Source organism: Thermogemmata fonticola, from assembly GCF_013694095.1.
GTDB classification, from domain to species: domain Bacteria; phylum Planctomycetota; class Planctomycetia; order Gemmatales; family Gemmataceae; genus Thermogemmata; species Thermogemmata fonticola.
Genome location: NZ_JACEFB010000020.1, coordinates 58,794 through 67,647 on the forward strand (window position 1 = coordinate 58,794; position 8,854 = coordinate 67,647).

General features: G+C 63.3%; 7 protein-coding genes and 1 pseudogene. 4 read left to right on the plus strand and 4 right to left on the minus strand.

Features of this window, described 5'->3' with window-relative positions:
- The first annotated feature begins 144 nt into the window (after positions 1-144).
- From H0921_RS16945 to H0921_RS16960, 4 genes are all read left to right on the plus strand, one after another.
- Positions 145-1,320: a TlpA family protein disulfide reductase gene (locus H0921_RS16945; protein WP_194539714.1), complete on the plus strand. Its 1,176-nt coding sequence runs from the start codon at positions 145-147 to the stop codon at positions 1,318-1,320.
- Positions 1,321-1,519: 199 nt separating this feature from the next.
- The gene (pabB, locus tag H0921_RS16950) at positions 1,520-2,956 is read left to right on the plus strand and encodes an aminodeoxychorismate synthase component I (protein WP_194539715.1); all 1,437 of its coding nucleotides are present in this window, start codon (positions 1,520-1,522) and stop codon (positions 2,954-2,956) included.
- A gap of 58 nt (positions 2,957-3,014) precedes the next feature.
- Entirely contained in the window at positions 3,015-3,653 is a 639-nt protein-coding gene (locus tag H0921_RS16955) for a DUF447 domain-containing protein (protein WP_194539716.1), read from the plus strand.
- Positions 3,650-4,615: a beta-RFAP synthase gene (locus H0921_RS16960; protein ID WP_194539717.1), complete on the plus strand. Its 966-nt coding sequence runs from the start codon at positions 3,650-3,652 to the stop codon at positions 4,613-4,615. Before H0921_RS16955 ends, H0921_RS16960 begins: the two co-directional genes overlap by 4 nt.
- Before the next feature lie 156 nt (positions 4,616-4,771).
- Here H0921_RS16960 and H0921_RS16965 read toward each other — a convergent pair whose 3' ends face one another.
- The 4 genes and pseudogenes from H0921_RS16965 to H0921_RS16980 all read right to left on the minus strand — a co-directional run.
- On the minus strand, positions 4,772-6,349 hold the full coding sequence (locus H0921_RS16965; RefSeq protein WP_194539718.1) for a GH3 auxin-responsive promoter family protein: 1,578 nt from the start codon (positions 6,347-6,349) through the stop codon (positions 4,772-4,774).
- A 128-nt stretch (positions 6,350-6,477) separates the two neighbouring features.
- Positions 6,478-7,047: a class I SAM-dependent methyltransferase gene (locus tag H0921_RS16970; protein ID WP_194539719.1), complete on the minus strand. Its 570-nt coding sequence runs from the start codon at positions 7,045-7,047 to the stop codon at positions 6,478-6,480.
- Between the two features lie 131 nt (positions 7,048-7,178).
- Entirely contained in the window at positions 7,179-8,030 is an 852-nt protein-coding gene (locus H0921_RS16975) for an alpha/beta fold hydrolase (RefSeq protein ID WP_194539720.1), read from the minus strand.
- A 180-nt stretch (positions 8,031-8,210) separates the two neighbouring features.
- Positions 8,211-8,854, minus strand: a pseudogene (locus H0921_RS16980) (hypothetical protein); the annotation flags it as partial.

Here is an 8,854-nt window from a genome sequence, read left to right on the forward strand (position 1 = left end):
CCCACCGAGGCGTACACTAATCCGAAGAGAGGGCCGGCGGGAAGGCAAAGGGCCAAGCCCCACCGACCGACTTGCTGCGACTCCGGCTGCCGCGGAGGGAGCTGGGACGATCAGGCCAAGTTTCTCCAAACCTTGAGGTGGACCATGATGAGCCGATGGAACTGGATCTGGGCGGGGAGTGTAGGGGGGCTGGTTTTCGCCGGTTTCCTGAGCCTGGCGGCGGCCCAGCAGCCCCCCGCCGGCGGCCCCGGCGACGGTAAAGCCGAACCGACCGTGGCCAGCAAATACCTGGAGCTGCAAAAGGAATTCGAGGCGGTCAACCGCAAACTGCTGGAGCGCTTCCAGGCGGCCAAGACGGAGGCCGAGCGCAATGCCGTGCGGGAGGAAGCCCTGAAGCTGCTTCCCCAATTTGCCGATCGCCTTCTCGCCATTGCCAGCAAGGAAGCGAAGAGCCGGGAGGCGTTCGAGCCGTTGATCCAGGCCCTGCTTTTGGGGCGGGGAGGCGAAGCCAGCAAAAAAGCGGCCGAATTGCTAGCGGAACACCATGCCGGCGATCCCCGCTTGCTCCGCCTGCTGCCTGCCCTGGCGAGCCAAGGCGGTGAGGCTGGCACCCGTCTGCTGGAAGTGCTGGCCGAAAAGGCCACGGATCGCCAGGTTCGCGGTCTCGCCCTGCTTTACCACGGTGCCGGTCTGCTGGAACAGGCGGACATGCCCGGCCCGTCCCCTCTCCCGCCGGAGAAGCGCCAGGCCGCCTATGCCCAGGCGGAGAAGGTCCTGCGCCAGGCCGTCCAGGATTTCGGCGACGTGAAAATCCCCACACCCGCCGGTGAACAAACGGTGGCCAAAGCGGCGGAAGAGCACCTCTTCGTCCTCAACAACCTGACCATCGGCAAGGTGTTGCCGGATGCCGAAGTCCAGGACCTTGACGGCAAGAAAGTCAAAGTGAGCGACTACCGCGGGAAAGTCGTGGTCCTGGACATTTGGGCCACCTGGTGCGGGCCGTGCCGGGCCATGATCCCCCATGAGCGGGAAATGGTGGAGCGCCTCAAGGGGCAGCCGTTTGTGCTCATCAGCCTCAGTGCGGATGCCAAGAAGGAAACGCTGACCAGTTTCCTGGAGAAAGAGCCGATGCCCTGGGTCCACTGGTGGAACGGCGGCGAGAGCGGCGGTGCCCTGGAAAAGTACCGCGTCTCCTTCTTCCCCACCATTTATGTGCTGGATGCCAAAGGGGTGATCCGCTATAAGCATCTGCGCGGAGAGGCGCTGGAGAAGGCGGTGGAAGAACTTCTCCGGGAAGTGAAAAGCGGCGAGAAGAAATGACAGCTTCTCCGCTCGTCCGCATGAGTCCGCCGGTGTCGCGAATCGTTCCGACGGGTTCCATAAGGTAAACGGAAGAGGCGCGCCGTTCCGCCCGGCCAGCGGCGGGGAAGAGGATTCAGCCGGACGATTCTAGCGAAGCGATCGGAAGCGATCCGCGACGGGGCGGAGAAGTGCTATCGGCTTGCTGCCGCGGGAAAGTATGGCGGCACCTATGCCTCACATCCGGGAATTACGGCCTGCGCCGCCGGCTTGGGAAGTCGCCCGGCGCTTGATCGATCTGCCCCACCTGGTCTTTCTGGATTCCGCGGAAGGACATCCCCAGCGTGGCCGTTACTCTTACATCGCCGCCGATCCCGCCGTCTGGTTCACCGCCACGGTGGGAGCGGACCGCCAAGCCGCTCAGCTTCTCTGGCACGAGTGGCACAGCCTCTACCAGCAGTCCCGCCGCCCGGTCGAGTGGCCCGCGGAGTTGCCGCCCTTCTGCGGAGGCTGGGTGGGGCTATTCGGCTACGGCCTGCAACGCCTCTGGGAACGCATTCCGCGGACTCGCTGGGATGAGTTCGCCGTGCCCGATCTGGCGGTGGGGCGCTACGACTGGCTGCTGGCTTTCGACCACTTCCAGCACCGGGCCTGGTGTATCGACTGGACTGCGGAAGGTTCCGCGGCGGAGAGGATCGAAGGGCTGCTCCGCCAGCCCCCGCCGCCGTTGCCGGGGTGTGTCGGTTCCCAAGTGGCCCTGGCTGCTCCCAGTTATCCGCTTCCGGGTTGGCCGGGCGTAGCCAGCAATTTTGATCGAACCGGTTACGAGGCAGCGGTGGGCCGGGCCGTGGAATACGTCCGCGCGGGGGATTGCTTCCAGGTGAATCTGTCTCAGCGCTTGTTGGCCCCGCTGTTCTGCCATCCGTGGGAGTTGTACGAGCGCTTGCGGCAGTGCAATCCCGCTCCTTTCGCCGCCTATTTCGACCTGGGCCGGTTCCAGATTCTCAGCGCCTCCCCGGAGCGTTTCCTGCGCCTATCTGCCGAGGGGTGGGTGGAGACCCGGCCGATCAAGGGGACCCGCCCGCGCGGCCGCTCGGCTGCGGAGGATGCTGCCTTAGCGCAGGAACTGCTTTCCAGCCCCAAGGAGCGCGCCGAGAATGTCATGATCGTGGACCTCTTGCGCAACGATTTAGGGCGGGTGTGTTCGTTTGGCAGCGTGCAGGTCCAGGCGGTATGCGAGCTGGAGAGTTTTCGGCATGTGCATCATTTGGTCTCCGAAGTGCGGGGGCGGTTGCGGCCGGGTTGCGGTCCGCTGGAGTTGCTTGCCGCCGCCTTTCCAGGGGGAAGCGTCACCGGAGCGCCGAAGGTGCGCGCCATGGAGATCATTGCGGAGTTGGAACCGACGGCCCGCGGCCCGTACTGTGGCTGCCTGGCCTGGCTCGGCTTCAACGGTGCGATGGATAGTTGCATCCTCATCCGCACGATGACAGCGGGCCAAGGTTGGGTCCAATTTCCCGTGGGAGGGGGCATCGTCGCGGATAGCGATCCGGCACGAGAATACGAGGAGACGTTACACAAAGCCGCTGGCCTGCTCCGCGCTTGGCAGAGCTGTTCCGGCAGCTGGGACACGACTCTCGAGGCGTTGACACCACGATGATCTTGGAAGACGACTGGTTCCCCCCGCAGGGACTGGTTCCCCCCACCTTGACACGACCATGATTTTGGAAGGCTTGGTCACCACTTTGGACGCTGAAGGCGCCCCGCATCTGGCACCGATGGGACCGCGCTTCGATGCGGCCGAATCAGACCGCTTCCTGCTGCGTCCCTTTCCCACAGCTCAGACCTGCCGGAACCTGCTGCGCCATCCGCAGGGGGTGTTTCACATCACCGATGATGCCCTGTTGCTGGCTCAAGCGGCGATCGGACGCCTGCCTTCCTTCCCGCCGGTTCAGCCCGCCGCTCGGATTCGCGGCGTGGTGCTCCAGGATTGCTGCCGCTATTATGAGTTCGTCATCGAACAAGTTGATACCAGCCAGGAGCGGGTGCATATGCAAGCCCGCATCGTGCATCAGGGCCGCGTCCGGGACTTCCTCGGCTTCCAGCGAGCACGGCATGCGATTGTGGAAGCCGCGATTCTGGCGACCCGCGTCCACCTGCTGCCCTGGGAGGAAATCGAGGCCGAGTTCCGCAAGCTGCGGCGGATCGTGGAGAAGACCGGCGATGCCGCGGAACACGAGGCGATGGCGTTGCTGGAAGAGCATGTGCGCGCGGCGGCAGTCCAGGCAGCCCAGCGATTGGCCCCCCTGCCGGACCAGAACAGCGAAGCGCCCCAGGACCCACCGAGGGGACCATGATTCAGGTGATTGCTCCGAGCCGCTTGCACTTTGGCTTGTTTCAAGTGCCGCAGGGGGAAGGTGAAACCCTTCCGGCTGAGGGACGGCTTTATGGCGGCGTCGGACTGATGATCGACCGTCCCGCGGTGGTGGTGACCTGGCGTGCGGATGGCATGGGCCGGCGCGTGGAAGGGGTCCATGCGGAGCGGGTCCAGCAATTTGCGGCTCGCTTTGAGGCGTCGTTGGCCGTGTCCCAGCGCCGGCCCTATGCCCTGCTGGTGGAGCGCTGCCCCGCCCAGCATATCGGTTTGGGGGTGGGGACGCAACTCGGTTTGGCCACGGCCAAAGCCCTGGCGACTGCCGCCGGTTACGGACACTGGTCCGCCGTCACACTGGCGGCCCGCATCGGACGAGGCGAACGCTCCGCAGTGGGCATCCACGGTTTCGACCACGGCGGCCTGATCGTGGAAGCCGGCAAACGTGCGGGCGAGCTGGTGTCGCCTCTGTGGCACCATGTCCGCCTGCCGGCAAGCTGGCGCGTCCTGCTGATTCTCCTGCCGCAGGGCCAATCCTGGCATGGCTCGCAAGAACGCAGAGCGTTTGCGTGCGCTTGTGGGGGAGCTGCGGCCCGCCTACGCCGCCTGGCCATCGAAGGCCTCGTTCCTGCCGCTCAGAGTGGCGACCTCCACGCCTTTGGCGAAGCCGTCTATGACTTCAACCGCCTGGCGGGAGAGCCTTTTCGCCTCTGTCAGGGAGGAATCTATGCTTCCCCCTGGATCGAAAGCTGGGTGGCCCGCTTGCGGCAAGCCGGCCTCCGCGGTGTCGGGCAAAGCTCCTGGGGACCGACTGTGTTTGCGATCGTCGGCGATGAAGAGACTGCCCGGCATTATGTGCGCCGCTGGCAGACCGAGGCCCCTCTGCTCATCGCCGGCATTGCTCCCGGACATCGCGTGATCCACGATGCTGGCGAACCGCAGAGCTAGCTCCAGAGTGGCCATGGCAGACCTGGCTCCAGAATAGGCAAAGGCGGGATGCGGGACTGGTTTCCAGGCGACGGCCAAGGCATCAGCCAGCCACTGCCGTGATGGAAGCGGAAGCCCCAGCCGGGAAGGAGACGGGTTGCTGTCAGCGAGGTGCCATCAGGAGGCGAGCCAACCGTGGGTGCGGAACCAGTCGAGCATTTCCCGTGTGAGGCGTCCGCTGTTGTCCATGCGCGGCACCTTGTGCTGCCCGCCATATTTGCCGCGTGCCTTCATCCATTCCGCAAAACCGCCCCGGCGGATGAGTTGCACTTCCGGCCTACGCATGGCTAAGTCCCCCTGGCGGTGGGGGGCGTAGTCCTCGTTGAGCACCATCAGGGCGGCATCGATGGCTTGGGCGAACTGCTGCGGATCAGGCAGGCGGTCGGCACATTCCACCAGATACAAGTGATGGCCGGGCAGGTGGGGCTGCTCCGGGAAAACCGGCCCGACGTGAAAGTCCACCACATGCACCCCGCAGCTCTGAGCCGCGGAGGCGACCGCCTTTTCCACCTCCTCGCTGATCAGGTGTTCGCCGAAAGCGGAGAGAAAGTATTTCGTCCGGCCTGTGAATCGCAACAGGGGAGGCGACCGCCGTTCGAATGTCACCGTGTCCCCCAGCACATAGGCCCACAAGCCTGCACAGGTCGTGAGCACCACCGCATAGTTAACACCCGTTTCCACTTGGGCCAGCGTATGCCGCGGCGGGCGTTCTTTCTTCCCCAGTTCCTCCACCGGGACGAACTCGAAGAAGATGCCATGATCGGGGATGACCCGCAGCAGGTGATAGCGGGGGTCCTCCGTGGCCACGAATCCTTCCGACGACGGATAGACTTCGCAGAAATGGACGCGGTCGCTGCCGATCTCCCGGCGGAAGATGTCCCGATACGGATCGAAGGCGGTGCCGCCGTGAACTACCAGGCGCAGGGCGGGCCAAATCTCGGCGATGGTCGCTTTACCGCTGATGGCTTTGAGCTTGCCGAAAAGCACGAGTAACCAAGCGGGAATGCCGCTGATCGCCGTGATCGGTTCGGAGACGCTCCGCTCCGCGAGTCGCTGGATTTTTTCCTCCCAATTGGCGAGCAAAGCCAGCTCCGGCGGGGGAAAGGTGTACGGGCGCAGGATGTCCGGGAATTCACGCGCGGCGATGCCGCTGAGATCACCCGCTCGGCTGCCATCGGCTTGCGGGCGCAGTTCCGTACTGCCGCCGACGAAGAAAAACTTGCCGGTGAGTAGGCGAGCGCCAGGATGCACATGGCGAAACAATGCCGTCGTGGTGAAGGCCGCCTTCTTGTTCGACCGCACCATCTCCCACGTCACCGGAATATACTTCGTGGCCCCGGTGGTCGTTCCGGAGGAAAGAGCGTAGTAGGGTATATCTTCCGGCCAGGTGGTCCCCCGCAAGCGAGGATAGGTATCCTTCCAGTATTCAGTCCAGAAGTCCTCGTAATGCCGCAGGGGAACGCGGGCCTGATAGTCCGCCACGGAGAGGAGGCGGGAAAAGTCATGGTCCTGACCGAAGCGAGTAGCTGCCGCCCGCCGGATCAAAGACAGCAGCGTATTCTGCTGGACCTGAGCGATGGGCAGGGTATCGAGCTGCCGGGTGCGGTAATGCGCGTGCCGGACCATCAGCGTGTCCGCCACCTGACGAACCAGCCGGCTCCCCGCGAGGGAGGCTAGCAGAGGGATGCCGCGCATGGACTTGACCTCGCCAAGCATCAACTGCACCCTAGCATCCGGCAGCCCACGCCTTCCTTCCGCCTCGGACCCGCTACCGAAACTCTGCCAGCGCAGTCCGAATCAGACCCGTCCGGCGCCGCTCACGTTCAGGGGACCAAAGGCTGAATCTTGAAGCCCCGACAGACATATACCCCCCCCGGCGGCAGATTCCAGGGAACGAAGCGGAAGCGGATGTCGTCAAAATACCGGGCATACAGGCGGTAGTAGATCAGCGGCATGACCGTGAGTTGTCGGAAGGTTCCGCCTGGCGCTAGCACACGGGCTGCTGTCGAAAGGATCGCGTGCCGCAATTCCTCCGGGAATGAGGGAAGGGGCAAGCCGGAGAGCACGTGGTCCACCTGCGGGATGCCTCGCTCCGCCAGAAGCCGCTCCAGATGCACCGCATCCCCGTGAATCACCTCCAGGTTCGCGATGTTGGAGAACCGCGCCTTGAGGCGGCTGCACAGCACCGGGTCCAGTTCCACCACAATCAGCCGCGTCTGCGGGCGCACATGCCGGATCAACTCTGCCGTGATCGGTCCCGTTCCCGCTCCTAGCTCCACCAGGCAGCGCACCTTCTCCCACTCGATCCCGTCCACCACCTTGCGTGCCATCGCCCGCGAACTGGGGGCAAACGAGGCGATCTTCCGTCCATGCCGCAGAAAGGCCTTCATCATCAGCCACCAATCCGGACCCTTGGGAGGATGGGCGCAAGGCTCATGGCTGCCCGCGGGAGAGATCGCCGCCTTACTTTTCTCCCCCGTATCCGGAGATAGCGAACTGTCGCTCCGCCGTCCCGCACTCCCCGTCACAGGGTCGGCGGAAGACGCGGCGGACGAGCCAGCATCATCTCCGGCCACGACGGCCGAGCCTTGGGACGCGGCGCGCTCAGAAAGTACACCACCAGATGATTGATCGTCGACGCCTTCTCGATCTGAGGCGCGTGACCGCACTTGCGCAGCTTGAGAAAGTGTCCTTGCGGCAGCTCGCGGGCCGCCTCTTCCGCGGTTTTGGGGCAACAAATCTTATCCTCCGCTGCTGTCACCAACAGGCACGGACAACGCACCTCCCGCAGCCGTTGCCGTACCGTATGCTCCAGCGTTCCACGCACCGTCTTCAAAAAACCCGTCTTCCAACGCCGATTCCCAAACTTGCTCTTGTAGTACCGGAGAATGTCCTTGTCGGCTAGTCGCGGCCGATAAAATACGCTCCGCACCATCGCCTGCGCATCCCGGCCCACCACCCCCTCAATAATCGGCAACTGCTCCTTGTCCCCCATCCCCGACGGACACAACAGCACCATCCGGTTCACCAGCTCCGGATACCGCGCCGCAAACTCCACCGCCACCTTGCCCCCCAAACTGCTCGCCACCAAATGATACGGCGGCGTCTGCACAAACTGATCCAAATACAAATACAACTGCCCCACCAGATAATCCACATCAATCGGCTCCCGCGCCGCAATCCGCCGGTGCAATGCCTCCCCCTCATAGGCAATGATGTTCGGCATGTGCACCTCAAAATACCGCGACCAAAAACGCCGATTGCGATACCACGTCTCCGCTTGCTCCGCCAAACCATTGATCAACACCAGCGGCGGACGCCGACCGTACTGCCGCGGACGCAAGCGCTCCAGCAATCCCCGCAGCGGCGATCCCATAGCTTCCCCCCTGACAATCAATGTCTCTCCCCGCCTCGCGCGCAAAACTCGCCCCTCCGTGGACAATACCTCCTCCCCTAACCGGACAAAGCGGCCTCGCCTTCTCGGCCCTAAGCCCTTTTTCCGGTTAATATACACTCTACCGCCAATCTAATCGGCGAACCTCTGCCCCGCAAGAACTCACTTCCCTCCTTTCTCCCGGCGGAAATGCCATCTCCCTGTAACCCAAAAATGACCTCCTCTGGCATAAACATTCTGAGTTTTATTCAAACAAAAATGTCTCCATTTCGTACTATCTTTTCCACCCGGCGGAGGGCCGCGCGCCCCTCCATGCCCCGCCATCCATGCCCGATTGTCAAGCTCGAAATTGCCCGAACCATGAGAGAAATGAACCTTTGGTAAATAATTGGACAGATCAAAACATCCTAATAAATAGACTGTACTTAATACCTTATTTTCTTCAATAGGACTCTCATCGGTTGTCTTCCCCAGAACCGCCGGAAGCGTGGGATAGGCTGCCATCGCCGCCTCCTCACAATGACGATCTGATGTCACTCCATCATCTCCCATACCATCGCCTGCTGCTTCACTCGGCAGAAAATCGCTGCCAACACCCGCGCACTCCGACGCTGCATCCGCCTTCGCCGTCCCCTCCCGAGTTGCCCCAGCTTCTTCCCCCGCTGTCGCTGCCATGCTGAATACTGACAGGGTAGCGTCATTGGTTTCTGGCGCCCCCTCGGCTGAGGGAACTTTGCCGGAGATGCCGTCACCGTCACCGCCGCCACCGTCACCACCGCCATCGCCGCCACCGTCACCATCACCGC